The following is a 23,472-nucleotide window of genomic DNA, read 5'->3' as shown; positions in this document are numbered from 1 at the left end:
CCTCGCCACGGGCCTACCCGCCGAACCTTGCGCCGGAGTCGACGCCCCAGAGCGCCATGGTGAGCAGCATGTTCACGATGATCACCACCGTGATGCTGGCCCGCATGCCGTGTCCCGCGGCGACCCCGACACCTTCGGGCCCGCCGCCCGCGTAATACCCGTAGTAGCACTGGATGGTGGACGCGATCCACACGAAGATGACGGCCTTGATCAGCGAATAGATGATGTCCTGGCCGGCCAGCATCAGTGTGAAGTAGTGCAGGTAGGAACCGGTCGAACCGCCACTGCTGATTCCCACCACCATTTGCGTACTCAGATAGCCGATCGCCAGGCACGCGGCATACAGCGGGACGATCGCCACCACCGAGGCGATCAGCCGGGTGGTCACCAGGTAGGGAATCGGGCGTATCGCGATCGATTCCAGCGCGTCGATCTCCTCGGCGATACGCATCGATCCCAGCTGGGCGGTGAAGCGGCAGCCGCCCTGCATGGCGAAGGCGAGCGAGGCCATCAGCGGGGCCAGCTCGCGGGTGTTGACCAACGAGGAGACGAACCCGGTGGCGGGTCCGAGGCCGAGCAGGTCCAAAAAGTTGTAGCCCTCGATCCCGACGAGTGCGCCGACGGTCATGCCGAGCACGACGGCCACGCCGGCGGTGCCGCCGCCCACCACGATCGAGCCGTTGCCCCAGGTGATGTTCGACAGCAGCCGCAAGAATTCGCCGCTGTACTGGCGCAAGGCAAGCGGCACGGCGGCCGCCGCCCGGACGAAGAAGACCAGCAGATGGCCGAGGCGGATGATCGGCGCCTTGCCGCTGCGGTAGAGCCGGACCAGCGGGAGCGTAATCGGCGCAAAAGGCTCATAAGCCGACGCCGTCATTCAAAGCCCCGTCCGGGGTGACAACATGACGTAGAGCTGGCTGATGGCGACGTTGACGATCATCAGCAGCAGGATCGCCTCGACGACGGCGGCGTTCACCGAGTTCGCGACACCCGTCGGTCCGCCCTTGGTGGACAAGCCTTTTTGGCTCGCCACGACGGCCACGATGGCGCCGAACACGATGGCCTTCAGCAGCGCCAGCACCATGTCGCCGGTCGTCGCGAACGACGCGAACGTCGACACGAAGCTGCCCGGGGCGCCGTCCTGGAAGTACACGTTGAACATGTAACTCGCGAAAAATCCGGCGAAGCACACGACGCCGGTGAGGGCCACGCCGACCATGACCGCCGCCGCGAAGCGGGGGACGACCAGGCGCCGGATCACCGAGACCCCCATCACCTCCATCGCGTCGGTTTCCTCGCGCATGGTGCGCGAACCCAGATCGGCGGTGATGGCCGACCCGACCGCCGACGCCATCAGCACCGCGGCCACCAGCGACGCGCCCTGTCGAATGACCGCGAGCCCGCTGGCCGCCCCGGCCAGCGAGGTGGCCCCGACCTGACCGGCCAGCAAGGCGAACTGGATGGACAGGGTGACGCCGATCGGCAGCGATACCAGGATCGTCGGCAACACGGCGGTGCCGGCCATGAACGCGCCCTGCCGGACGAATTCGTGCCATTGAAATCGCCCGGTCATCAGGTCGAAGAAGAAATATTGAACGGTGCGCACACCCAGGACGAACTGTTCACCCACCGTCGTCAGTGAGGCGATCGGGTGACGTCTGACATATCCGACGGACCAGTTCCGGATGGCGACAACGCCGTCGAGTTGTGCCGTCGTCATAGCGGCGTGACCTGCGGTCCATCTAGCAAACCCGTGGCACAGGTCATCGCGTACCAGCTACCGCTTTCATCGGCCCTCTTCCCACCCCTAAGTCCTGAGTGCCGAGCAGAAAACGCGGGGCGGCCGTTAGCGCTATTTTCATTAAAATAGCGCTAACAGGCACCACGACTCTGCAGTTCATCGGTGTGTGCTGCATCACGATAGCCTATTTGATAGCGACTTTCAATAGTGTAGAGTCACTCATCTGGGTTCGTCGCTGGACGGCACGGTGGGGTTCGAATGTCGGATTGACGAAAGTGATGGCATGCCCTCAGCAAACACCGGTTCATTACGGGACCGACGCCGCGCCGAGCTGCTGTCCCAGATCCAGCAGACCGCGCACCAGCTGTTCGCCGAACGCGGCTTCGAGGCGGTGACGACCGAGGACATCGCCGCGGCCGCCGGAATCTCCATCAGCACCTATTTCCGCTACGCACCCACCAAGGAGGGGTTGCTGGTCGACCCCGTCCGGGAGGCCGCCGCCGAGATCGTGGGTTCCTATCGGGCCAGACCGCCACACGAGTCGCCGGTCGAAGCGCTGATTCAACTGTTCGTCACGCACGCCAGGGATGTCAGCAAGGTTGACAACCTCGAAACCTGGCGTCACGCCGTCGCCACCGCACCCCACCTGTTGAGTAAATCGGTGCTGGTCAGCAAAACCGATCACGGCAACCTGATCCAGCAGGTCGCTCACCGGATGGGTGTCGACGCGATGGTTGACATTCGGCCCGCATTGTTGGTCCACACCAGTTTGGCCACAGTCCAATTCGTCCTCGACGGATGGCTGACCTCGGATATCGACGAGAGCCCGCCTTTTCACGAGCAATTGGAAGCAGCACTGCGGCTCACCCTCGCCGGATTCGACTGAACCAGGCGCCGGCGAGCGCTGGGCCGAATTGCCCAGGTCCTCAGCGCGCCGCTGCGCGGCTCGCATCGTCGCCGAGCGTAACCGCCGTGACTTTGCCGGCCGCCGCGTGAAACAATCGCTGGCCGTGAAGACCTTCGAGGATCTGTTCGCCGAACTGGGTGAGCGCGCCCGCACCCGGCCGGCCGGCAGCGGCACGGTCGCCGCGCTGGACGGTGGCATCCACGGGCTGGGTAAAAAGATCCTCGAGGAAGCCGGCGAGGTGTGGCTGGCCGCCGAACACGAGCCGGACGACGCGCTGGCCGAAGAGATCAGCCAGTTGCTCTACTGGACGCAGGTGCTGATGGTGGCGCGTGGGCTGTCCCTCGACGACGTGTATCGGAAGCTATGACCATGCTGCGGGTTGCGGTTCCCAACAAGGGCACGCTGAGCGAGCCGGCCACCGAGATCCTGGCGGAGGCCGGCTATCGGCGGCGCACCGATTCCAAGGACCTGACCGTCATCGACCCCGCCAATCAGGTCGAGTTCTTCTTCCTGCGGCCCAAAGACATTGCCATCTATGTGGGTTCGGGCGAGCTGGATTTCGGCATCACCGGGCGCGACCTGGTGGGCGATTCCGACGCCCCGGTGCGCGAACGTTTGGCGCTGGGATTCGGGTCGTCGAGTTTTCGCTACGCCGCCCCGGCCGGGTGTGACTGGGAGATCACCGATCTGGCCGGCAAACGGATCGCCACCGCGTACCCCAACCTCGTCCGAAAAGACTTGGCGGGGCGTGGTATTGAGGCGACCGTCATCAGACTCGACGGCGCGGTGGAGATCTCGGTGCAACTCGGCGTCGCCGATGCCATCGCCGACGTGGTCGGGTCGGGGCGCACCCTGAGCCTGCACAACCTGGCGGCCTTCGGTGATCCGCTGTGCGATTCGGAAGCCGTGCTGATCGAGAGCGACCAGAGCAGCCGGTCCGGGACGCAGGCGGCGCGCGATCAGCTGGTGGCACGGATCCAGGGTGTGGTGTTCGGTCAGCAGTATCTGATGCTCGATTACGACTGTCCCCGATCGGTCCTGGACAAGGCCACCGCGATCACGCCGGGCCTGGAGTCGCCCACCATCGCACCCCTGGCCGACCCGGACTGGGTTGCCATCCGGGCGTTGGTCCCGCGTCGGGGCGTCAACGAAATCATGGATGAGCTGGCCGCCATCGGCGCCAAGGCGATCCTGGCGTCCGATATCAGGTTTTGCCGGTTCTGATTGCACACGCGGTGCGAACGCCGCGGCTGTGTTAGCGTCCGCCTCGGGGGACTGCCCGGGTTGGCGTGTGGGCCGTCCCTGGAAAAGGTCGCCGGCTGTCGTCCTCCAGGAGGTCTTCGTGACACACGCGCTTATTCTGTTGCTGGCTTTGTTGATTGGCGTTGTCGCGGGGTTGCGCTCGCTGACGGCTCCCGCCGTTGTCGCCTGGGCCGCCGCCCCCGCTCTCCTTGGCTGGATCGACCTGCACGGCACCTGGGCAGCCTGGATGGCCAGCATCATCGCGGTGATCGTCTTCACCGTCCTCGCCGTCGGCGAAATGGTCAACGACAAGCTGCCCAAGACCCCGCCCCGCACGGCGCCACCGGTCTTCGCGGCCCGCATCGTCATGGGCGGGCTTGCGGGCGCGGCCCTGGGCGCCTGGCCGCACTGGACCTTTACCGCGCTGGGCGCCGGCGTCATCGGCGCGGTGCTCGGTACGCTCGGCGGCTACCAGGCGCGCAAGCGACTGGCCGCCGTGACCGGTAAGGACCTGCCGATCGCGCTGCTCGAGGACGCCGTCGCGATCGTCGGGGGTTTCGTCATTCTGGCCGTGACGGGTCACGTGCTGACGGAGTACCTGCTGACGGCGGTTAAGTGACAGAACATTTCGACGCGATCATCGTCGGTGCGGGCCAGGCCGGCCCGCCGCTGGCGGGGCGGCTCACCGCAGCCGGGCAGCGCGTCGCGATCGTCGAACGCAAACTGATCGGCGGCACCTGCGTCAACACCGGATGCATCCCGACCAAGACGCTGGTGGCCTCCGCGCACGCCGCGCATCTGGCGCGGCGCGGCGCGGACTACGGCGTCGGCACCGGCGAGATCAGTGTGGACATGGCGAAAGTCAAGGCCCGCAAGGACGAGATCATGCTGGGTGACCGCAAGGGTGTCGAAGATTGGCTCGAGGGCATGGGCGGCTGCACCGTCGTTCGCGGGCACGCGGTTTTCGAGGATCCGCACACATTGCGGGTCGGCAAGGACGTGCTGCACGCCGACCGCATCTTTCTCAACGTCGGCGGCCGTGCCGTGGTGCCCGACCTCCCGGGCCTGGACGAGGTCGAGTTCCTCACCAACGTGTCGATCCTCGAACTCGACACGCTGCCAACACATCTCGTCATCGTGGGTGGCAGCTACATCGCGCTGGAGTTCGCGCAGATGTACCGGCGCTTCGGGGCTCGGGTGACGGTCGTGGAGCGGGGCCCGCGGCTGGCGTCCCGCGAAGACGAGGACGTCTCGGCCACCGTCGAGGAAATCTTGCGGGCCGAGGGCATCGACATCGTCGTCGGTGCTGACGATGTGCGGGTCACCAAGACCGGCAACGGATTTGATCTCACCCCGCGCGACGGCGCACCGCCCATCCGGGGGAGTCATCTGCTGCTGGCGGTGGGCCGGCGGCCCAACACCGACGATCTGGGCCTGCAGGCGGCCGGTGTGCAGACCGATGCCCGCGGCTACATCGTGGTCGATGACCAGCTCAGGACCAGCGTGGATCACATCTGGGCGATGGGCGACTGCAACGGCAAGGGCGCGTTCACCCACACGTCGTACAACGATTTCGAGATCGTCGCCGCCAATCTGCTCGATGACGATCCCCGACGGGTGAGCGACCGCATCACGACCTACGCCCTCTACATCGATCCACCGTTGGGTCGTGCCGGCCTGAGCGCCGATCAGGTCCGCGCGTCGGGACGCAAGGCGCTGGTCGGCAAGCGCCCGATGACCAGAGTTGGTCGGGCGGTGGAGAAGGGTGAGACACAAGGCTTCATGAAAGTCGTCGTGGACGCCGACACCCAGGAGATCCTGGGGGCCACCATCTTCGGGGTCGGCGGCGATGAGGCCATTCACTGCATCCTGGACGTCATGGCGGCCAAAGCGCCGTACACCACGCTGTCACGCACTATGCACATCCACCCCACCGTCAGCGAGCTCATTCCGACGATGCTGCAGGAGCTGTCGCCGCTTTGACCAGTGGCGATCGCAAGCGCGGCGTTGCCGGGCGCAGCGGGTCGCCACCGTCTGGCCAGTGGCGATCGCAAGCGCGGCGTTGCCGGGCGCAGCGGGTCGCCACCCTTTGACCAGCCGCCTACGCCGCAGGTTCGGCCGAATGCGAATCGGTCTGCGCACCAATCGATTCCGGCCAACCCGGGTAGGGTGGCGGTGTCCCACCGAAAAGCGGGCAGTGCTGCTGGTGGGGACACCAGTCGCACAGTCGCGACTGGGTGGGACGGAAATCGCCTGTCTGGCCGGCAGATTGGATGGCCCGCCAGATCGCGATCAGGGTCTTCTCGAAGCGCAGCAGCTCATCGTGATCCGGCGAATAGTCCAGCACCTGGCCGTCCGCCAGATAGATCAGCCGCAGCCGGGTGGGCGGCACACCGCGCGAACGCAACAGGGCCACCGCGTAGAACTTCATCTGGAACATCGCCTTGAACTCGGCCAGTGCCCGTGCGGCCGGCGGCGCCTTTCCGGTCTTGTAGTCGACCACCCGTAGCTCGCCGGTGGCGGCAACGTCGATGCGGTCGATGAATCCACGCAGCAGCGTGCCGTCGGCGAGTTCGACCTCCACACGTTCTTCGCAGCATTGCGGGTCGAAACGGGTGGGGTCCTCGAGCCGGTAGTAACCGGCGAGCAATGCCTGGGCCTCGGCCAGCAGCTGGGTGTGCTGGGCAGGATCCAAGACGGCTGCCATCTCCGGCGTCGCGGCGATCATCTGTTCCCACGCGGGCGCCAACAGCGACATGGCGGTGTCGGGGCCGCGCTGTGCGGCGGGCAGGCCGTAAAGCTGCTGTAGGGCGGCGTGGACCAGTGACCCGCGCAGTTGCGCCGGCGACGGCGCCTCGGGCAGGCGGTCGATGGCCCGGAACCGGTACAGCAGCGGGCATTGCTTGAAGTCCGCCGCCCGCGACGGCGACAGCGCCGGGCGCGACAGCTTCCTCACCGGGCCCGTCACCGGCTGCGGCGCCTCCGGCTGGACGATCATGTCCAAAGCCTATGACCGGGCGCCGACAACCCCCAAGCACCTGCTGCGGTGAGTCGGCTGGCACGCTAGACCGTGTGTCCGTAACCGGCCCGTTCACCGTGGGCGAGCGCGTTCAGCTCACCGACGCCAAGGGTCGGCACTACACGATGGTGCTCGCGGAGGGCGCCGAGTTCCACACGCATCGCGGAGCGATCCCCCATGACGCGGTGATCGGGCTCGAGCAGGGCAGCGTGATCAAGTCCAGCAACGGCGCCGCGTACTTGGTGCTGCGGCCACTGCTGATCGATTACGTGATGTCGATGCCGCGCGGCCCGCAGGTGATCTACCCGAAGGACACCGCTCAGATCGTTCACGAGGGCGACATTTTCCCGGGCGCCCGGGTGCTCGAGGCCGGGGCGGGTTCGGGCGCACTGACCTGTTCACTGCTGCGCGCGGTCGGGCCCGAAGGGCGGGTGGTCTCCTACGAGCAGCGCGCCGACCATGCCGAACACGCCCGACGCAATGTGTCGGTGTTCTCCGGTGGCGACGCGCCGGACAACTGGCAGCTGATCGTCAGCGATATCGCCGACTCCGACCTGCCGGAGCGATCTTTCGATCGCGCCGTGCTCGACATGCTCGCCCCGTGGGAGGTGCTGGAATCGGTGGCGCGGCTGCTGATTCCCGGTGGTGTGTTGATGATCTACGTGGCCACGGTCACCCAGCTATCGCGCACCGTCGAGGCGTTGCGGGCGCAGCAGTGCTGGACCGAACCGAGGTCCTGGGAGACGTTGCAACGCGGTTGGAACGTCGTCGGCCTCGCGGTGCGCCCGCAGCATTCGATGCGCGGGCACACCGCCTTCCTGATCTTCACGCGACGGCTCGCTCCCGGTGTGGTCGCGCCCGCGCCGCTGGGTCGCAAGCGCGAAGGCCGCGACGGCTGATCAGTGGGGATCGCAAGCGCGGCGTTGCCGGGCGCAGCGGGTCGCCACCCTCGGCTACGCCAAATCCTCGCTGCGCAGCAGCGAGCGCCGCGCCGACAGCAGCTCGAACTCGGGATGCGCGGCCACCAGCCGCTCGGCCGCATCCAGGACGTCGACGGCGTGGCCGCGGTCGCCGGAGACCAGGGCGACGCCGATGCCGGCCCGTCGATACAGCTCATGCGAACCCGTCTCGGCGGCCGAGACGCCGAACTTGCGCTGTAACTCGGCGACGACGGGACGAATGACCGATCGCTTCTGTTTGAGTGAGCGAACGTCGCCCAGCAACACGTCGAACTCGAGCCAGCCGATCCACATCCCGCGGGTCAGCCTGGCGGGTTTTGGGAAGGTGCGGGTTCCGGAGCCGGGGCCGGCGGGGGAGGCGGGGGCGCCGGTGGCGGAGCGGGTTCGGGTGGCGGCGCGGGAGCCGGGCTCGCGGGAGCCCCGGAAGTCGGTGACGCGGGCGACTTGCCCAGGGCCAACAGCATTTCGGCGGTTCGCCGGGAGAGCTGCCAACCGCCCTGGAAGGGAGCGAATTCCATCGGGAAGGTGAAGTTGGCGTTGTTGGCCTGGGCGGTGTGGACGGCGATGCTGGCTTTCACATTCGACGGGTTCTTGTCCGACCAGGCGATGTCGTTCGCGGTGAAGGTCATGGGCAGGTAGCCGTTGTCCCGCAATGCGTTGGTGAATTTGTCCAGCGTGGCCGCGCTCTCCGGGGTGGCGCCTTCGACCAGACTCACCTTGGCTGCGCCCGGGACGTTCGGATCCGCCAGCCGGGTGAGGACATCGGTGAGGGCTTCCGGCGGCGGCAGGGGAGCCGTGACGGGCGCGCCAACCTGAGTGGACGTGGCCGGTGGCAGCGAAGAGACCGTCGACGACCCACTCGGCGGCTGATTCGACGCACACGCCGCGAGCCCGACCGCCGCCAGGGCGGTGGCGGTGCACAGCGCTACGGACAGTGGTCGGTGCATCCAGTCGGTCGGCCGGCTAGGCGGCTCTGGCCGCTTCGGGTGGGTGAGATGTCGCTAAGGTCGGGCCGATGGGTGCAACTGAACTCACACCGGTGGCGGTGGGGGGGACGGCGACGCGAGCCGAGCCTGTGGCGAGGCTTTTTGCGGTCACTGTGCCACCTCCCATGGCCCTTTCGATCATCACGATTAGTGGCCGAGATTACCAGCGTGACGAAAATCTTAACTATTCGTGGGTATTTGACTACGCACATCAAGCGGCAATCGCCGGTAGCTTTGAAGTATCCGCCGCGCCAATTCGGTGTGGGAAAGGAGCGCAAGATGGGTAGCTCAGAGCGTTCTGAAGCTTTCGGAACCCCCCACGAATCAGACCCGTCCAGCGGTGACGAGGCCGAGTTGGAGCAACTACGCCGTGAGGCGTCGATGTTGCGCGAGCAACTCGACCATGCCGTCGGCGCGCAAGGCGGCGCCCGCTCTGCTCGCGATGTGCATCAGCTTGAAGCCCGCATCGACTCCCTCGCGTCCCGTAACTCGAAGTTGATGGAGACCCTCAAAGAGGCCCGCCAGCAACTGCTGGCGCTGCGCGAGGAAGTCGATCGGCTGGGGCAGCCGCCCAGCGGCTACGGCGTCCTGCTCGGCACGCACGAAGACGACACGGTCGACGTGTTCACATCCGGCCGCAAGATGCGCCTGACTTGCTCGCCGAACATCGAAATCGCGTTGCTGCGGAAGGGCCAGACCGTTCGCCTCAACGAGGCCCTGACCGTCGTGGAAGCCGGCAAGTTCGAATCGGTCGGCGAGATCTCCACGCTGCGTGAGCTCTTGGCCGACGGTCACCGGGCACTGGTCGTCGGCCACGCCGACGAGGAACGCATCGTCTGGCTCGCCGAGCCGCTGGTCGCCGAGGACCTGCCGGAGGGTCATCCCGATGCTCTCAACGACGACACCCGGCCCCGCAGGCTGCGGCCCGGTGACTCGTTGCTGGTCGACACCAAGGCCGGCTACGCGTTCGAGCGCATCCCCAAGGCCGAGGTCGAGGACCTGGTGCTGGAAGAGGTGCCCGACGTCAGCTACCTGGACATCGGCGGCCTGACCCGCCAGATCGAGCAGATCCGCGACGCCGTGGAGTTGCCGTTCCTGCACAAGGAGCTGTACCGGGAGTACGCGCTGCGCCCGCCCAAAGGTGTGCTGCTCTACGGTCCGCCCGGTTGCGGTAAGACGCTGATCGCCAAGGCGGTGGCGAATTCGTTGGCCAAGAAGATGGCCGAGGTGCGCGGTGACGACGCGCGCGAGGCCAAGTCGTACTTCTTGAACATCAAGGGCCCCGAGCTGCTCAACAAGTTCGTCGGTGAAACCGAGCGACACATCCGGCTGATCTTCCAGCGCGCCCGCGAGAAGGCGTCGGAAGGCACACCGGTGATCGTGTTCTTCGACGAGATGGACTCGATCTTCCGCACTCGTGGCACCGGGGTGTCTTCGGACGTCGAGACGACGGTGGTCCCGCAGCTGCTCAGTGAGATCGACGGCGTGGAGGGGCTGGAGAACGTCATCGTGATCGGCGCCTCCAACCGTGAGGACATGATCGACCCCGCCATCCTGCGGCCCGGGCGCCTCGACGTGAAGATCAAGATCGAGCGGCCGGATGCCGAAGCGGCGCAAGACATCTTCTCGAAGTACCTGATCGAGTCGCTGCCGCTGCACGCCGACGACCTCGCCGAGTTCGGCAACGACCGCACCGCCTGCATCAAGGCGATGATCGAGAAGGTCGTCGAGCGGATGTACGCCGAGATCGACGACAACCGGTTCCTGGAGGTCACCTACGCCAACGGTGACAAGGAAGTCATGTATTTCAAGGACTTCAACTCCGGGGCGATGATCCAGAACGTCGTCGACCGGGCGAAGAAGAACGCGATCAAGTCGGTGCTGGAGACCGGGCAGCCGGGTCTGCGCATTCAGCACCTGCTCGATTCGATCGTCGACGAGTTCGCCGAGAACGAGGACCTGCCCAACACCACCAACCCCGATGACTGGGCGAGGATTTCGGGCAAGAAGGGCGAGCGGATCGTCTACATCCGCACGCTGGTCACCGGCAAGAGCTCGAGCGCGTCGCGGGCCATCGACACCGAGTCGAACCTGGGTCAGTACCTGTAGTGGCCGCAGGCTGTGGTTGATCTGCAAGCAACGCCGGACCCCGTTTATGAGCACCTGCTCGCGTAAAGGTTGCCACGCAACAGCATCGTGGGGCCTGCTGTGGAACAACTCCAAGATTCATACCGCCGAGCGGCGGAAAGTATGGCTGGCGTGCGATGAGCACCTCGAGTACCTCAGCGAATATCTGTCGATGCGCGGCTTCCTCAAGCGTGTCGTCCCTGCGGGCGAGCTGGAGCGCACCGCCGACGAGTAAGCCTCGCGGTCACGCGACGCGGGAATCAGCGTCGAGCGGGGTGGTGCTTGTGGGTCAGTCGGTGACCAGCGAATAGCTGTTGGTCAGATTGTCCTGCAGCACCTGCGCGGGCCGGGTGGTGGTGTCCACCCGCAGCTCACTGGCGAGCACGCGCGCTTGGTAGGCCCACCCGTGCGGCAGGTTGAGCCGGCCCGCCAAGCCGGGCAGCTCGGCGTGCGACAGGGTGGGGTCGGCGACCTGGCTCCAGGTCTGCATGACCCAGCGCTGCCCGCCGGGGTCGACGAGTTCGTAGACCTCTTTACCCGGGTTGAAGACGAAGACTGTGTGACGGTTGACCCGATTGGCGGTGTAGGGCGCGGGATTCATCGACGACAGCAGGACCGTGGCCTGCTGAATCATCTCAATGCCGCCGAACGTCTTCGTGATCTGCGGCCCTTGCCGCTGCTTCTCGATGGCGTTCATCAGCCAGTAGCGCGGACCGTTGAGCAGCGCCGTGGCCGCCCCGTGTTCCTTGGCGATGGCCTGGGCGTCGAGCTTCGACCACAGCTCGGCCGGACAATCGTTGAGCGGGAAGCTGTTGTAAACCGTGGCCTGCGGTCCCGCCTCCCCGGGGGTCACGAGAAGCACTTCGCCGTAACGCTTCCCGGATAGGTCGGTCATCCCGTGAAGCTAATCACCGCCGTCAACGTCGTCAACAGCACACGCGGTCATCGATGAGCCAGTTGTCGGTGCAGGTCAACTTTGCGCGGCTCTAGGGCGCCGACGCCCCGGAGAAGGTCAATTCCGCACCTCGCCTAGTCTTTGAAGCATGCAACGGATTATCGGAACGGAGGTCGAATACGGCATTTCATCGCCATCGGACCCGACTGCCAACCCGATCCTCACGTCGACACAGGCGGTTTTGGCGTATGCGGCGGCGGCGGGCATTCAGCGCGCCAAGCGCACCCGTTGGGACTACGAGGTGGAATCGCCGCTGCGTGACGCCCGCGGGTTCGACCTGAGCCGCTCGGCCGGGCCGCCCCCGGTGGTCGACGCCGACGAGGTCGGAGCGGCCAACATGATCCTGACCAACGGGGCCCGGCTCTACGTCGACCACGCGCACCCCGAATACTCCGCACCCGAATGCACCGACCCGCTGGACGCCGTGATCTGGGACAAGGCCGGCGAGCGGGTGATGGAGGCGGCCGCCCGGCACGTCGCCAGCGTGCCCGGGGCCGCGAAATTGCAGCTCTACAAGAACAACGTCGACGGCAAGGGCGCCTCCTACGGGTCGCACGAAAACTATCTGATGTCGCGGCAGACGCCGTTCTCGGCGATCATCGCCGGGCTGACCCCCTTTCTGGTCTCGCGGCAGGTGATCACCGGCTCCGGACGGGTCGGGATCGGACCCTCGGGTGACGAGGCCGGCTTTCAGCTGTCGCAACGCTCGGACTACATCGAGGTCGAGGTCGGCCTGGAAACCACCCTCAAGCGCGGCATCATCAACACCCGCGACGAGCCACACGCCGACGCCGACCGGTACCGACGGCTGCACGTCATCATCGGCGACGCCAACCTCGCCGAGACGTCGACCTACCTGAAACTGGGCACCACTTCGCTGGTGCTGGACCTGATCGAAGAGGGCCCGGCACACGGCATCGACCTGAGCGACCTGGCGCTGGCCCGGCCGGTGCACGCGGTGCACGCGATCAGCCGCGATCCATCGCTGCGTGCCGCGGTGGCCCTGGCCGATGGTCGGGAGCTGACCGGGCTTGCCCTGCAACGGGTTTACCTTGATCGGGTGGCGAAGCTGGTCGATAGCCGCGACCCGGACCCGCGCGCCGCCGACATCGTCGAAACCTGGGCGCACGTGCTCGACCAACTGGAGCGCGACCCCATGGAATGCGCCGAGCTGCTGGACTGGCCCGCCAAGCTGCGCCTGCTCGAAGGGTTCCGGCAGCGGGAGAACCTGAGCTGGTCGGCGCCGCGGCTACACCTGGTCGACCTGCAATATTCCGATGTCCGGCTGGACAAGGGCCTGTACAACCGGCTCGTCGCGCGCGGCTCGATGAAGCGTCTGGTGTCCGAACACCAGGTGCTCGAAGCGGTGGACAATCCGCCGACGGACACCCGCGCGTACTTTCGCGGTGAATGCTTGCGCCGGTTCGGCGCCGACATCGCCGCGGCCAGTTGGGACTCCGTGATCTTCGATCTGGGGGGCGATTCCTTGGTCCGCATTCCGACGCTGGAGCCACTGCGCGGCAGCAAAGCGCACGTGGGAGCGCTGCTGGACTCAGTGGACAGCGCCGCGGAACTGGTAGAACGACTCACCAGCTAGACGCCGGTTCAGCCGGGGAACGTCGGGGTTGACCGGTAGGGTAGGAAAGACCAACGGGCAAGCGTGGCCTGACATTGAACGTGACAATGAAAAGCCATTCAGCAGGCCCAGACAATGCAGGAGGCGGCGATGGCGCAGGAGCAGACCAAGCGTGGTGGCGGTGGCGACGACGAGGACGACTTCGCCGGCAGCACGGCCGCGGGCCAAGAGCGCCGGGAGAAGCTGTCCGAGGAGACTGACGATTTGCTCGACGAGATCGACGACGTTCTCGAGGAGAACGCTGAGGACTTCGTCCGGGCATACGTCCAAAAGGGCGGCCAGTGACCTGGCAGTTCTCTGATCGCCTGTCCATTAATTCCGCACTTCCGGGAAACCCCGCAGTAGACCTTTCCTCGTTTGCTGACTTCCTGCGCCGCCAGGCGCCGGAGTTGCTGCCTGCCAGCCTCGGGGCCGCCCAGTCGGGAAGCGCCGGGCCGCAGCTACCCCACGGGACCACCATCGTCGCGCTGAAATATCCCGGCGGCGCGGTGCTCGCCGGCGACCGGCGCTCGACGCAGGGCAACATGATCGCCGGGCGTGACGTCAAGAAGGTGTACATCACCGATGACTACACCGCCACCGGCATCGCCGGCACCGCCGCGATCGCCGTGGAGTTCGCCCGCCTCTACGCCGTGGAACTCGAGCACTACGAGAAACTCGAAGGCGTCCCGCTCACGTTTGCCGGCAAGGTGAACCGGCTGGCGATCATGGTGCGCGGCAACCTGGCCGCCGCCATGCAGGGGCTGGTGGCGTTGCCGTTGCTGGCGGGCTACGACATCCACGCGGCCGATCCGGAAAGCGCCGGCCGTATCGTCTCGTTCGACGCGGCCGGTGGCTGGAACTTGGAGGAGGAGGGCTACCAGTCGGTGGGCTCGGGCTCGATTTTCGCCAAGTCGTCGATGAAGAAGTTGTACTCGCAGGTCACCGATGCCGATTCGGCGGTGCGCGTTGCGATCGAGGCGCTCTACGACGCGGCCGATGATGATTCCGCGACCGGCGGGCCGGATCTGGTCCGCGGTATCTATCCCACGGCGGTCACCATCGGCGCCGAGGGGGCGCTCGAAGTGCCGGAGAGTCGCATCGCGGAACTGGCTCGCGAAGTAATCGAAAGCCGTTCGCGCGTTGACACTTTCGGCCCCGATGGTGGTGAGAAGTGAGTTTCCCGTATTTCATCTCGCCCGAACAGGCGATGCGCGAGCGCAGCGAACTCGCGCGTAAGGGCATCGCGCGGGGCAAGAGCGTGGTCGCCCTGGTCTACGCCGGCGGCGTGCTCTTTGTCGCGGAGAACCCGTCGCGGTCGTTGCAGAAGATCAGCGAACTCTACGATCGCGTGGGCTTTGCCGCCGCGGGCAAGTTCAACGAATTCGACAATTTGCGCCGTGGCGGAATCCAATTCGCCGACACCCGCGGCTACGCCTACGACCGCCGCGACGTCACCGGGCGCCAGCTGGCCAACGTCTACGCGCAGACGCTGGGCACCATCTTCACCGAACAGGCCAAGCCCTACGAGGTGGAATTGTGCGTCGCCGAGGTGGCGCACTACGGCGAGACGAAACCGCCTGAGTTGTACCGGATTACCTATGACGGATCGATCGCCGACGAGCCGCACTTCGTGGTGATGGGCGGCACGACCGAGCCGATCACCACCGCGCTCAAGGAGTCTTACGCCGAAAACGCCAATCTGCGCGAGGCCACACGCATCGCGGTGAAGGCGTTGCGGGCCGGCAGCGAATCCTCGAACGGGGACCAGTCCACCCTGGACGTGGGCAGCCTGGAGGTCGCGATCTTGGACGTCAACCGGCCGCGACGGGCCTTTCGGCGGATCAACCGCGCCACCCTGGAAAATTTGCTGCGCGAGCTGGATTCGAATGGGTCCGAAGGCGAGGGCGAACAGTCGGATTCGGACGGCGGACCGTCCGGCTAGACCCGGCCCGAAGTGGATCGGCGGCTTCCCGCCGCCGGTACTGGTGGGCTTGGTGGTGCTCAAGGTGCTGGTGAGCTCTCAAGTCGTCAGTGTGTGCGCCGGATCCTCCGTTGCCGCAATGGTCCCGGGGCGGCCCGGAAAAGGGCGTGCGAAAAACTTCGTCGGATCGATACGCGCGGCTTGCCCACCGCCGCGCTCGCACAACCAGTACGCTCGATTACGTGCAGCGGCGAATCATGGGCATCGAGACCGAGTTCGGGGTCACCTGCACATTCCACGGCCATCGGCGGCTCAGCCCGGACGAGGTGGCCCGCTACTTGTTTCGCCGCGTCGTGTCCTGGGGCCGCAGCTCCAACGTCTTCCTGCGTAACGGCGCCCGGCTCTACCTCGACGTGGGAAGCCACCCCGAGTACGCCACCGCCGAGTGCGACAGCCTGGTGCAGCTGGTCACCCATGACCGCGCCGGCGAATGGGTGCTCGAAGACCTGCTCATCGACGCCGAGCAGCGGCTCGCCGATGAGGGCATCGGCGGCGACATCTACCTGTTCAAGAACAACACCGATTCGGCGGGCAACTCATACGGTTGCCACGAGAACTACTTGATCGTGCGGGCCGGCGAGTTCTCCCGGATCTCCGATGTCCTGCTGCCGTTTCTGGTCACGCGCCAGCTGATCTGCGGCGCCGGCAAGGTGCTGCAGACCCCCAAGGCCGCAACGTTCTGCCTTTCCCAACGCGCCGAGCACATTTGGGAGGGTGTTTCCTCGGCCACCACCCGCAGCCGGCCGATCATCAATACCCGCGACGAGCCGCACGCCGACGCCGAGAAGTACCGGCGGCTGCACGTGATCGTCGGCGACTCCAACATGTGCGAAACCTCCACCATGCTCAAGGTGGGCACCGCCGCGCTGGTGCTCGAGATGATCGAAGCCGGGGTGCCGTTCCGGGATTTCTCGCTGGACAACCCCATCCGCGCCATCCGTGAGGTCAGCCACGACATCAGCGGCCGCCGGCCGGTGCGGCTGGCGGGCGGGCGTCAGGCCAGCGCGCTGGACATCCAGCGGGAGTACTACGGCCGCGCGGTCGAACACCTGCAGACCCGGGAGCCCAACGCCCAGATCGAGCAGATCGTCGACCTGTGGGGCCGCCAGCTCGACGCGGTCGAGAGCCAGGACTTCGCCAAGGTGGACACCGAGATCGACTGGGTGATCAAGCGCAAGCTGTTCCAGCGCTACCAGGATCGCTACAACATGGAGCTGTCCGACCCGAAGATCGCCCAGCTGGACCTGGCCTACCACGACATCAAACGCGGGCGCGGCGTCTTCGATCTGCTGCAGCGCAAGGGGCTTGCGACCCGCGTCACCACTGACGAGGACATCGCGGAGGCGGTTGACAATCCGCCGCAGACCACCCGGGCGCGGCTGCGTGGTGAGTTCATCAGCGCCGCCCAGGCGGCCGGCCGCGACTTCACCGTCGACTGGGTGCACCTCAAGCTCAACGACCAGGCGCAGCGGACCGTGCTGTGCAAGGACCCCTTCCGCGCGGTCGACGAGCGGGTCAAGCGGCTGATCGCGAGCATGTAGCCGCCGTCGGCTCACCGCCCGCCACGCCGGCCCTACGGCACGTCTTGGCGCTGAAGTGCGCATCGCAAACGCGCCAGCGCGGGCGCTTGCAGGTTTGCGAATCGGTGTTGCCCTCCCAACTCGAGACTGAGGTGGTGATGGGGAATAGTGCGACGCGGTGCGCCGGTGGAAGCGCCGGGCGCCGACCATCGAATAATCTGGTCCCGATGGCGACGTCAAAAGTCGAACGGTTGGTGAACCTGGTCATCGCCCTGCTGTCCACCCGCGGGTACATCACGGCGGAAAAGATCAGGTCGAGCGTGGCGGGTTATTCGGACAGCGCTAGTGCCGAGGCGTTCTCCCGCATGTTCGAACGCGACAAGAACGAGCTGCGCGACCTCGGCATCCCGCTCGAGGTCGGCAGGGTCTCGGCCTGGGACGCATGTGAGGGCTACCGGATCAACCGCGACGCCTATTCGCTCGCACCCGTCGACCTGACCCCCGACGAGGCGGCCGCGGTGGCCGTCGCGACCCAGCTGTGGGAGTCGCCCGAACTGATCACCGCCACCCAGGGCGCCCTGCTCAAACTCCGCGCGGCCGGGGTCGACGTCGATCCGGACGCGCCGGTCGCGATCGCGTCGCCGGTCGGAGTGCCGGGTCTGCGTGGCTCGGAGGACGTTCTCGGAATCCTGTTGTCCGCGATCGACTCCCGACAGGCCGTGCAGTTTCCGCACCGGCCGTCGCGGGCCGAGTCGTACGCCACCCGAACCGTCGAGCCGTGGGGCGTCGTCACCGAGAAAGGCCGCTGGTATCTGGTGGGCCACGACCGCGACCGCGACGCCACCCGCACCTTCCGGCTCTCCCGGATCGGTCCCGACGTCATGCCGATCGGCCCGCCGGGCGCCGTCACCGTGCCCGAAGGGATTGACCTGCGCAAGATCGTGGCCCAGACGGTCACCGACGTTTCAGCGGCGCCGGCCGGCGGGCCCGCCCGGGTATGGGTGGCCGACGGGCGGGCCACCGCATTGCGCCGCGCCGGCAGGCCCGTTGGCGAACGGCGGCTGGGTGGGCGCGACGGCGAGGTGATCGAACTCGACATCCGATCCACCGACCAGCTGGCCCGTGACATCGCCGGTTACGGCGCCGACGCCCTGGCGCTCGAGCCGCAGTCGCTGCGCGACGACGTGCTGGCCCGGTTGCGGGCCCATGCGGGCGTGTCCGCATGACCCCCATCTCCACCCGCCTGGTGCGGCTGCTGAACATGGTCCCGTACTTTCAGGCCAACCCGCGCGTGACCCGGGCCAAGGCCGCCGCCGATCTCGGGGTATCGGCCAAGCAACTCGAGGACGACCTCAACCAGCTCTGGATGTGCGGCCTTCCCGGCTACTTCCCGGGGGACCTCATCGATTTCCAGTTCTCCGGGGACACCATCGAGGTGGCGTTCTCCGCCGGTATCGACCGCCCACTCAAGCTCACCTCTCCGGAGGCCACCGGCCTGCTGGTGGCGCTGCGGGCGCTGGCCGACATTCCCGGTGTCGTCGACCCCGAAGCCGCGCGCAGTGCGATCGCCAAGATCGAGGACGCCGCGGGGGCCGTCGGATACGACGCCACGCACGCCGCGACGGTCGTCGACGAGCCCGCGCCGGCGGAGAGTCGGGCCGCCGCCGCGGTGCGCGCGGCCGTGCAGTCCAAACACGCGCTGGCCATCGATTACTACTCCGCCTCGCACGACACGCTCACCAGCCGCGTCGTCGATCCCATTCGGGTGCTGCTGATCGGCGGCCACAGCTACCTGGAGGCCTGGTCCCGCGAGGCCGAAGGGGTCCGGCTGTTCCGCTTCGACCGGATCGTGGACGCCAGCGAGCTCAACGAGCCCGCCGCGCCGCCGGAGCCGGTGCTGCACGCGCCGCCCGACACCTCGCTGTTCGACGGGGATCCGTCGCTGCCGTTCGCCACGCTGCGGGTGGCGCCCGCGGCGTCCTGGATGTTCGAGTACTACCCGATGCGCGACGTGCGCGAGTTGCCGGACGGATCCTGCGAGGCGGTCATGACCTACGCCTCCGAGGACTGGATGACGCGGCTGGTGCTGGGGTTGGGGCCCGCCGTGCAGGTTCTGGCGCCGGGGTCGCTGGTGCGGCGGGTGCGGGATGCCGCGGCGGCCGCCGTGACGTCCTATGAAGCCCTCAGCTCATAAAAGTCCAGGCGATATGGCCCACCGCGGCGTGGCGCGGGCCCACCGCCGCGTGGCGCTACTGCGGTAGCATCGGGTGAACGTCTGGAGGTAATCAAAGTGGGCAGTCTTAGTCCGTGGCACTGGGCGATCCTCGCGGTCGTGGTGATCCTGCTGTTCGGCGCCAAGAAGCTCCCCGATGCGGCGCGTTCCTTGGGCAAATCGATGCGGATCTTCAAGTCGGAGATCCGGGAAATGCAGAGCGAGACCAAGGCGGAAACGTCGGCCCTGGGCACCCCGGGTGACGCGTCCGCGGCGAACCCGACGCCCGTGCAGTCGCAGCGGGTCGATCCCCCGGCGCCCAGCGAGCAGGGGCACAGCGAAGCACGCCCGGCGTAGCCGCCATCATCGTCGCGGTGCCCGAGCGCCCCTGACCGAGCCCTAGACGAGCATCGTGAAAACATTCAAGGTTTCAGCGCGCACTTCCGGCGTGCTGAAACGCCTCAACCCACGTAACCGACGCAGTCGCACCAACCCGGACGCGACCATGTCGCTGGTCGACCACCTCACCGAGCTGCGCACCCGGCTGTTGATTTCCCTGGCGGCGATCGTGCTGACCACGATTTTCGGGTTCGTCTGGTATTCGCATTCGATCTTCGGGCTGGAAAGCCTCGGTGAATGGCTGCGTCATCCCTACTGTTCGCTGCCGCAGTCGGCGCGCGCGGACATCAGCGCCAACGGGCAATGCCGGCTGCTGGCTACCGCGCCGTTCGACCAGTTCATGCTGCGGCTGAAGGTGGGGCTGACGGCCGGGGTGGTGCTGGCCTGCCCGGTGTGGTTCTACCAGCTGTGGGCGTTCATCACGCCCGGGCTCTACCAGAAGGAGCGCCGCTTCGCGATCGCATTCGTGGTCCCGGCCGTCGTGCTCTTCGGCGCGGGCGCGGCGCTGGCCTACTACGTGCTGTCCAAGGCGCTGGGCTTCTTGTTGACCGTCGGCAGCGACGTGCAGGTGACCGCCCTGTCCGGCGACCGGTATTTCGGGTTCCTGATCAATCTGCTGGTGGTGTTCGGCGTCAGCTTCGAATTCCCGCTGCTGATCGTCATGCTCAACACGGTGGGGCTACTGACCTACCAGCGGCTCAAGTCGTGGCGGCGTGGTCTGATCTTCGCGATGTTCGTGTTCGCGGCCGTATTCACGCCAGGATCCGATCCGTTTTCGATGACCGCGCTCGGGTTGGCGCTGTCCGTGCTGCTCGAGTTCGCCATCCAGATCACCCGGCTTCACGACAAGCGGAAGGCCAAACGCGAAGCCCAGGCGGTGATCCCCGACGACGAAGCATCGGTCATCGATCGGCCCACCGCGATACCGGAGCCCTCGGTCACCGCCGGGCAACACGACGATGTCACCTGAACCGTCGATACCGCACGAGGTGGCGGAGCTGGTCGAGCTCACCCGGTTCACCGCGGACCTGCCCTTCGCGCTCGACGGCTTTCAGCGTCGGGCGTGCGCGGCGCTCGAACGCGGCCACGGGGTGCTGGTCTGCGCGCCGACCGGGGCCGGCAAGACGGTGGTCGGCGAATTCGCGGTGCACTTGGCGCTGGCGGCCGGTGGCAAGTGCTTCTACACCACGCCGTTGAAAGCGCTGAGCAACCAGAAGCACACCGACCTGACGGCGCGCTACGGCCGCGACCGCATCGGCCTGCTCACCGGGGACATGTCGGTAAACGCCGATGCGCCCGTGGTGGTCATGACGACCGAAGTGCTGCGCAACATGCTCTACGCGGATTCTCCTGCGCTGCGGGGACTTTCGTACGTAGTGATGGACGAGGTGCATTTCCTGGCCGACCGGATGCGGGGGCCGGTGTGGGAAGAAGTGATCCTGCACCTGCCCGACGAGGTGCGGGTGGTCAGCCTGTCGGCGACGGTGAGCAACGCCGAGGAGTTCGGCGGCTGGATCCAGACCGTGCGCGGCGATACGACGGTCGTGGTCGACGAGCACCGACCGGTGCCACTGTGGCAACACGTGTTGGTGGGCAAGCGGCTTTTCGACCTCTTCGACTACCGGAATTCGGAAGCCCCCGCGCAACCGGGTGCCGCTCGCGAGCCGCGCGTTAACCCGGATCTGTCGCGGCACATCGCGCATCGCCGCGAGGCCGATCGCATGTCGGACTGGCAGCCGCGGCGAAGCGCCGGACGCGGGCGTTCGTCAGCGGGGTCCGGCAGGCCCCGCTTCTACCGCACACCGGGGCGCCCGGACGTGATCGCGACCCTGGATTCCGAGGGGCTGCTGCCGGCGATCACGTTCGTGTTCTCGCGGGCCGGCTGTGACGCCGCCGTCCAGCAATGCCTGCGTTCGCCCTTGCAGCTGACCACTCAGGAGGAGCGCGCGCAGATCGCCGAGGTGATCGAGCATCGCTGCGGCGATCTCGCCGACTCCGACCTGGCCGTGCTCGGCTATTACGAGTGGCGGGAGGGGCTGCTGCGTGGTTTGGCCGCCCACCACGCCGGCATGTTGCCCGCCTTCCGGCACACGGTCGAAGAGCTCTTCACCGCCGGGCTCGTCAGGGCCGTGTTCGCCACCGAGACCCTGGCGCTCGGGATCAATATGCCCGCCCGCACCGTGGTGCTCGAGCGGCTGGTCAAGTTCAACGGCGAGCAGCACATGGCGCTGACGCCGGGGGAGTACACCCAGCTGACCGGGCGCGCCGGGCGGCGCGGCATCGATGTCGAGGGCCATGCGGTGGTGCTCTGGAATCCCAACGAAGAAACCACCGAACCCGCCGCGGTGGCCGGGCTGGCCTCCACCCGCACCTTCCCGCTGCGCAGTTCGTTCGCCCCGTCGTACAACATGACGATCAACCTGGTACGCCAGATGGGGCCCGAGCAGGCACATCGGTTGCTCGAGCAGTCATTTGCGCAGTATCAGGCCGACCGCTCCGTCGTCGGGCTGGTGCGTGGGATCGAGCGGGGCAGCGCGATGCTCGGCGAGATCGCCGCCGAGCTGGGCGGACCCAAGGCGCCGATCCTGGAATACGCCCGGATGCGTGCGCGCATCTCCGAGATGGAGCGGGCGCAGTCACGTGCCTCGCGGTTGCAGCGACGGCAGGCGGCCACCGATGCGCTGGCCGCGCTGCGCCGGGGCGACATCATCAACATCACCCAGGGCCGGCGCGGTGGACTGGCCGTGGTGCTGGAATCGGCCCGCGACAGTTCCGACCCGCGCCCGTTGGTGCTGACCGAAAACCGCTGGGCGGGAAGGATTTCCTCGGCCGACTATTCGGGCGTGTCCGCACCGGTCGGTTCGATGTCACTGCCCAAGCGGGTCGAGCACCGGCAGCCACGGGTCCGACGTGATCTGGCCTCGGCACTGCGGTCGGCGGCCGCCGGGCTGACCATTCCGGCCAGGCACCGCGGCGGCCGCGGGGACACCGACGGCGCCTTTCATGACCCGGAGCTGGCGTCCCTGCGCGAACAGCTGCGCCGACACCCGTCGCACAACACGGCCGGCCTGGAAGCGCAGGTCCGGCAGGCCGAGCGTTACCTGCGGATCGAACGCGACAACGCGCAACTGGAGAAAAAAGTTGCGGCGGAGACCAATTCGCTGGCCCGAACCTTCGATCGGATCGTCGGGCTGCTCACCGAGCGGGGGTTCATCGAGGGGCGTGACGGTGATCCCCGCGTCACCGACGACGGGCGCCTGCTGGCGCGCATCTACAGCGAAAGCGACCTGCTGGTCGCCGAATGCCTGCGCAGCGGCGCATGGTCGGGGTTGAAGCCGGCCGAGCTGGCGGCGGTGGTCTCCTCGGTTCTGTACGAAAGCCGAGGCGGGGACGGGCCGGGTGCGGGGTTCGCGGCCGACGCCCCCACCCAGCAATTGCGGCGGGCGCTGCAGCAGACGTCGAGGCTGTCGATGGCGCTGCGCGCCGATGAGCAGACGCACCGGATCGCCCCGAGTCGCGAACCCGACGACGGCTTCGTCAATGTCATCTACCGCTGGGCCAGGACCGGTGATCTGGCCGCGTCGCTGGCGGCGGCCGATCCGGCCGGCACCGGCTCACCCCTGCTGGCGGGCGATTTCGTGCGCTGGTGTCGGCAGGCGCTTGACCTGCTGGATCAGGTGCGCAACGCCGCCCCGGATGCCGAGTTGCGGGCCACCGCGAAGCGGGCGATCACCGACATTCGGCGCGGCGTCGTCGCAGTTGACGCCGGGTAGGCTGGGCCGCAGCTACCGTTAAGCGCTGATAGT

24 protein-coding genes are annotated in these 23,472 nt (G+C 67.0%); 18 read left to right on the top strand and 6 right to left on the bottom strand.

The features are described from left to right. Positions 1–13: 13 nt before the first annotated feature. Both EPN51_RS15320 and EPN51_RS15315 read right to left on the bottom strand, forming a co-directional pair. On the bottom strand, positions 14–877 hold the full coding sequence (locus EPN51_RS15320; RefSeq protein ID WP_293044000.1) for an ABC transporter permease: 864 nt from the start codon (positions 875–877) through the stop codon (positions 14–16). Then, entirely contained in the window at positions 878–1,720 is an 843-nt protein-coding gene (locus EPN51_RS15315) for an ABC transporter permease (protein ID WP_293043998.1), read from the bottom strand. Positions 1,721–2,024: 304 nt separating this feature from the next. Between EPN51_RS15315 and EPN51_RS15310 the strand changes: the two genes are divergently transcribed. From EPN51_RS15310 to EPN51_RS15290, 5 genes are all read left to right on the top strand, one after another. Beyond that, on the top strand, positions 2,025–2,627 hold the full coding sequence (locus EPN51_RS15310; protein ID WP_293043996.1) for a TetR family transcriptional regulator: 603 nt from the start codon (positions 2,025–2,027) through the stop codon (positions 2,625–2,627). Positions 2,628–2,733: 106 nt separating this feature from the next. Further along, positions 2,734–3,015, top strand: a complete 282-nt coding sequence (locus tag EPN51_RS15305) for a phosphoribosyl-ATP diphosphatase (protein ID WP_293043994.1) — start codon at positions 2,734–2,736, stop codon at positions 3,013–3,015. A 2-nt stretch (positions 3,016–3,017) separates the two neighbouring features. Next, on the top strand, positions 3,018–3,872 hold the full coding sequence (gene hisG, locus EPN51_RS15300) for an ATP phosphoribosyltransferase (protein WP_293043992.1): 855 nt from the start codon (positions 3,018–3,020) through the stop codon (positions 3,870–3,872). Positions 3,873–3,990: 118 nt separating this feature from the next. Further along, the gene (locus EPN51_RS15295) at positions 3,991–4,509 is read left to right on the top strand and encodes a DUF4126 domain-containing protein (protein ID WP_293043990.1); all 519 of its coding nucleotides are present in this window, start codon (positions 3,991–3,993) and stop codon (positions 4,507–4,509) included. Further along, positions 4,506–5,873 carry an FAD-containing oxidoreductase gene (locus EPN51_RS15290; protein ID WP_293043988.1) on the top strand — a complete coding sequence of 456 codons (1,368 nt, stop codon included), beginning with the start codon at positions 4,506–4,508 and terminating at the stop codon, positions 5,871–5,873. The genes EPN51_RS15295 and EPN51_RS15290 overlap by 4 nt, the downstream gene beginning before the upstream one ends. A gap of 118 nt (positions 5,874–5,991) precedes the next feature. Here the strand turns inward: EPN51_RS15290 and EPN51_RS15285 are convergent, their stop codons facing one another. Next, a complete protein-coding gene (locus EPN51_RS15285) occupies positions 5,992–6,888 on the bottom strand; it encodes a RecB family exonuclease (protein ID WP_293043986.1) in 897 nt (298 codons plus the stop codon). A 74-nt stretch (positions 6,889–6,962) separates the two neighbouring features. Between EPN51_RS15285 and trmI the strand changes: the two genes are divergently transcribed. Next, positions 6,963–7,808 (top strand): tRNA (adenine(58)-N(1))-methyltransferase TrmI, encoded by an 846-nt coding sequence (gene trmI / locus EPN51_RS15280; RefSeq protein WP_293043984.1) that lies wholly within the window; start codon positions 6,963–6,965, stop codon positions 7,806–7,808. Positions 7,809–7,862: 54 nt separating this feature from the next. Here trmI and EPN51_RS15275 read toward each other — a convergent pair whose 3' ends face one another. Both EPN51_RS15275 and EPN51_RS15270 read right to left on the bottom strand, forming a co-directional pair. Continuing rightward, positions 7,863–8,162 carry a DUF503 family protein gene (locus EPN51_RS15275; protein WP_293043982.1) on the bottom strand — a complete coding sequence of 100 codons (300 nt, stop codon included), beginning with the start codon at positions 8,160–8,162 and terminating at the stop codon, positions 7,863–7,865. Positions 8,163–8,170: 8 nt separating this feature from the next. Next, complete coding sequence (locus EPN51_RS15270; RefSeq protein ID WP_293043980.1) at positions 8,171–8,815, bottom strand: hypothetical protein; 645 nt, start codon at positions 8,813–8,815, stop codon at positions 8,171–8,173. Between the two features lie 318 nt (positions 8,816–9,133). Here EPN51_RS15270 and arc point away from each other — a divergent pair, with 318 nt between their 5' ends. Further along, positions 9,134–10,963, top strand: a complete 1,830-nt coding sequence (gene arc / locus EPN51_RS15265; RefSeq protein WP_293043978.1) for a proteasome ATPase — start codon at positions 9,134–9,136, stop codon at positions 10,961–10,963. Positions 10,964–11,009: 46 nt separating this feature from the next. Next, entirely contained in the window at positions 11,010–11,216 is a 207-nt protein-coding gene (locus EPN51_RS15260) for a hypothetical protein (protein ID WP_293043976.1), read from the top strand. A gap of 54 nt (positions 11,217–11,270) precedes the next feature. On the opposite strand, the gene EPN51_RS15255 is transcribed toward EPN51_RS15260, so the two are convergent. Beyond that, positions 11,271–11,876 (bottom strand): hypothetical protein, encoded by a 606-nt coding sequence (locus EPN51_RS15255; RefSeq protein WP_293043974.1) that lies wholly within the window; start codon positions 11,874–11,876, stop codon positions 11,271–11,273. Positions 11,877–12,024: 148 nt separating this feature from the next. On the opposite strand from EPN51_RS15255, the gene dop reads away from it, so the two are divergent. From dop to EPN51_RS15205, 10 genes are all read left to right on the top strand, one after another. Further along, entirely contained in the window at positions 12,025–13,533 is a 1,509-nt protein-coding gene (gene dop, locus EPN51_RS15250) for a pup deamidase/depupylase (protein WP_293043972.1), read from the top strand. 129 nt (positions 13,534–13,662) lie between these two features. Continuing rightward, positions 13,663–13,857, top strand: coding sequence for a ubiquitin-like protein Pup (locus tag EPN51_RS15245; protein ID WP_293043970.1), 195 nt, complete (start codon positions 13,663–13,665; stop codon positions 13,855–13,857). Then, positions 13,854–14,729 carry a proteasome subunit beta gene (gene prcB / locus EPN51_RS15240; protein ID WP_293043968.1) on the top strand — a complete coding sequence of 292 codons (876 nt, stop codon included), beginning with the start codon at positions 13,854–13,856 and terminating at the stop codon, positions 14,727–14,729. The genes EPN51_RS15245 and prcB overlap by 4 nt, the downstream gene beginning before the upstream one ends. Beyond that, positions 14,726–15,496 (top strand): proteasome subunit alpha, encoded by a 771-nt coding sequence (prcA, locus tag EPN51_RS15235; RefSeq protein ID WP_293043966.1) that lies wholly within the window; start codon positions 14,726–14,728, stop codon positions 15,494–15,496. The genes prcB and prcA overlap by 4 nt, the downstream gene beginning before the upstream one ends. Positions 15,497–15,717: 221 nt before the next feature. Then, positions 15,718–17,076: a Pup--protein ligase gene (pafA, locus tag EPN51_RS15230; protein WP_293043964.1), complete on the top strand. Its 1,359-nt coding sequence runs from the start codon at positions 15,718–15,720 to the stop codon at positions 17,074–17,076. Between the two features lie 206 nt (positions 17,077–17,282). Next, positions 17,283–18,281: a YafY family protein gene (locus EPN51_RS15225; protein ID WP_293043962.1), complete on the top strand. Its 999-nt coding sequence runs from the start codon at positions 17,283–17,285 to the stop codon at positions 18,279–18,281. Continuing rightward, entirely contained in the window at positions 18,278–19,249 is a 972-nt protein-coding gene (locus EPN51_RS15220; RefSeq protein WP_293043960.1) for a YafY family protein, read from the top strand. Before EPN51_RS15225 ends, EPN51_RS15220 begins: the two co-directional genes overlap by 4 nt. Positions 19,250–19,345: 96 nt before the next feature. Beyond that, positions 19,346–19,624: a Sec-independent protein translocase subunit TatA gene (tatA, locus tag EPN51_RS15215; RefSeq protein ID WP_293043958.1), complete on the top strand. Its 279-nt coding sequence runs from the start codon at positions 19,346–19,348 to the stop codon at positions 19,622–19,624. Positions 19,625–19,679: 55 nt separating this feature from the next. Continuing rightward, positions 19,680–20,636 (top strand): twin-arginine translocase subunit TatC, encoded by a 957-nt coding sequence (gene tatC, locus EPN51_RS15210; protein WP_293043956.1) that lies wholly within the window; start codon positions 19,680–19,682, stop codon positions 20,634–20,636. Positions 20,637–20,655: 19 nt separating this feature from the next. After that, positions 20,656–23,439 carry an RNA helicase gene (locus EPN51_RS15205; protein ID WP_293044098.1) on the top strand — a complete coding sequence of 928 codons (2,784 nt, stop codon included), beginning with the start codon at positions 20,656–20,658 and terminating at the stop codon, positions 23,437–23,439. Positions 23,440–23,472: the final 33 nt, after the last annotated feature.

The organism is Mycobacterium sp., assembly GCF_004298145.1.
Lineage (GTDB): Bacteria > Actinomycetota > Actinomycetes > Mycobacteriales > Mycobacteriaceae > Mycobacterium.
The sequence above is the reverse complement of the archived record's forward strand: the minus strand, read 5'-3'. Positions and strand labels throughout refer to the sequence as shown.

What these genes read in the sequence shown, in the direction of transcription:
- EPN51_RS15225 (WP_293043962.1), top strand. Translation starts at nt 17,283, where the DNA reads ATGGCGACGTCAAAAGTCGAACGGTTGGTGAACCTGGTCATCGCCCTG.
- EPN51_RS15245 (WP_293043970.1), top strand. Translation starts at nt 13,663, where the DNA reads ATGGCGCAGGAGCAGACCAAGCGTGGTGGCGGTGGCGACGACGAGGAC.
- EPN51_RS15315 (WP_293043998.1), bottom strand. Translation starts at nt 1,720, where the DNA reads ATGACGACGGCACAACTCGACGGCGTTGTCGCCATCCGGAACTGGTCC.
- EPN51_RS15270 (WP_293043980.1), bottom strand. Translation starts at nt 8,815, where the DNA reads ATGCACCGACCACTGTCCGTAGCGCTGTGCACCGCCACCGCCCTGGCG.
- EPN51_RS15285 (WP_293043986.1), bottom strand. Translation starts at nt 6,888, where the DNA reads ATGATCGTCCAGCCGGAGGCGCCGCAGCCGGTGACGGGCCCGGTGAGG.
- hisG (WP_293043992.1), top strand. Translation starts at nt 3,018, where the DNA reads ATGCTGCGGGTTGCGGTTCCCAACAAGGGCACGCTGAGCGAGCCGGCC.
- EPN51_RS15260 (WP_293043976.1), top strand. Translation starts at nt 11,010, where the DNA reads ATGAGCACCTGCTCGCGTAAAGGTTGCCACGCAACAGCATCGTGGGGC.
- EPN51_RS15320 (WP_293044000.1), bottom strand. Translation starts at nt 877, where the DNA reads ATGACGGCGTCGGCTTATGAGCCTTTTGCGCCGATTACGCTCCCGCTG.
- arc (WP_293043978.1), top strand. Translation starts at nt 9,134, where the DNA reads ATGGGTAGCTCAGAGCGTTCTGAAGCTTTCGGAACCCCCCACGAATCA.
- EPN51_RS15275 (WP_293043982.1), bottom strand. Translation starts at nt 8,162, where the DNA reads ATGTGGATCGGCTGGCTCGAGTTCGACGTGTTGCTGGGCGACGTTCGC.
- EPN51_RS15220 (WP_293043960.1), top strand. Translation starts at nt 18,278, where the DNA reads ATGACCCCCATCTCCACCCGCCTGGTGCGGCTGCTGAACATGGTCCCG.
- EPN51_RS15255 (WP_293043974.1), bottom strand. Translation starts at nt 11,876, where the DNA reads ATGACCGACCTATCCGGGAAGCGTTACGGCGAAGTGCTTCTCGTGACC.
- EPN51_RS15310 (WP_293043996.1), top strand. Translation starts at nt 2,025, where the DNA reads ATGCCCTCAGCAAACACCGGTTCATTACGGGACCGACGCCGCGCCGAG.
- dop (WP_293043972.1), top strand. Translation starts at nt 12,025, where the DNA reads ATGCAACGGATTATCGGAACGGAGGTCGAATACGGCATTTCATCGCCA.